The organism is Streptomyces sp. NPDC058650, assembly GCF_042717315.1.
In the GTDB taxonomy this organism is placed as follows: domain Bacteria; phylum Actinomycetota; class Actinomycetes; order Streptomycetales; family Streptomycetaceae; genus Streptomyces.
This window is the reverse complement of the sequence record NZ_JBHXRL010000065.1, coordinates 1-1,339: the sequence shown is the minus strand read 5'-3', so window position 1 is coordinate 1,339 and position 1,339 is coordinate 1. Positions and strand designations below refer to the sequence as shown.

The 1,339-nt window shown below is 72.2% G+C and carries 2 pseudogenes; both read left to right on the top strand.

Annotated features, from left to right (window positions below):
- Positions 1-449: pseudogene (locus ACFWWU_RS37255) on the top strand (hypothetical protein); the annotation flags it as partial.
- Positions 443-1,339, top strand: a pseudogene (locus ACFWWU_RS37250) (hypothetical protein); the annotation flags it as partial. The pseudogenes ACFWWU_RS37255 and ACFWWU_RS37250, both read left to right, overlap by 7 nt.

Genomic DNA, 1,339 nt, shown 5'->3' with positions numbered 1-1,339 from the left:
GGGCAGGACCGGCCACTGCGCTCTCGACCGACCTCGCCGACGTACTCGGAGGCGTCTCGCTCGCGGCACTCCAGCGGTTCTACCGCTCCGAGTCGACCGTGGTCACCGTGGCAGCCTTCGCACTCCGCGTCGCGGCGGCATCGGACGCCGGCGACGGCGTTGCGACGGCGATCCTGCGAGCTGCCGCCGCTGATCTCGCCGACACCGTCACCGCCGCACATACGCCCGGGTTCCCGATCAGCCACACCGGACGGATGCTCGAAGCGAACGGCGCGCTCCGCGCCTCCCTCTCCTCCGCCCTCGCCGCTCGTGGACTGCGGCTCGAGACACCCCGCGGCGACGCCCTCGACGGCGGGCTGAGACTCGCGCGGGCCGCCACCGACCCGGGGACCGACATGACCGTCTACGCACAGGCGCTGAACGCCTGGGAGAGCGAGGACCCGTGCTAGCGGTCGGACACGCCGTTTCGCCCCTCCCCGTCATCCTCGGCGAACCACTCGGTGGGTACATCGACCGCACCGGCGGGGCGATCGGTTCGCTCGAACCCCTCGACGTCCACGCCATCAGCATCAGCAGCGGCGACCTGCGGGTCCTGCTGCTGGTGGTCGACCTCATCTGCGTCAACGCCGATCTGGTTGCTCGAATCCGCGAGTCGGTGCGCGAACTCGGCGTCGAGGCGGTGTGGGTCTCCGCCACCCACGCTCACTCGACGCCGGAAGCCGGCTGCTTCCCGGGCGGGGCTCCCACACCTGCGGCCGTGGCGCAGCGGGTCGTCGCTGCAGCCCGTACGGCGACTCGAGACGCCATCGAGGCAGAACGACCCACACGGGTTCGCGCCGTGCGCACCAGCGTCTCCGAGGTGGGCGGGCGCCGGAATGTCCCGCCCTCAGGCCGTCCGAACGTCCCGATCGACGCCATCGTCTTCGACGGGGCCGACGGCGAGCGACTCGGCCTCTTCGTCGTGACGCCCGTGCACCCGACGGTGTTCGGCGCGGACAACCGTCTCGCCAGCGCAGATCTCGCCGGCGGAGTGCGGCGCGCCCTCGCCGCTGATGCCCGTTGGGTCGTCGCCGCAACCGGTGCCGCGGGAGACATCAGCACGCGGGCGACACGTCGGGCGCGCAGCATCGCGGAGATCGACCGCCTCGCGGCCCGAATCGCAGATGCACTCCGCGACTCGCTCGAGATCCCGGCGCCGGCGGCGACCAGCGGATTGATCCTGCCGATCTCGCGCACGCTGTCGCTGCCGACGGGCAGTGCGGAGCATGCGCACCTCACGCCACGACCCGACCCCGCCGACCCCTTCTCCGAGCGTCGTCGAGTGGTCCTCGAGCAGGGG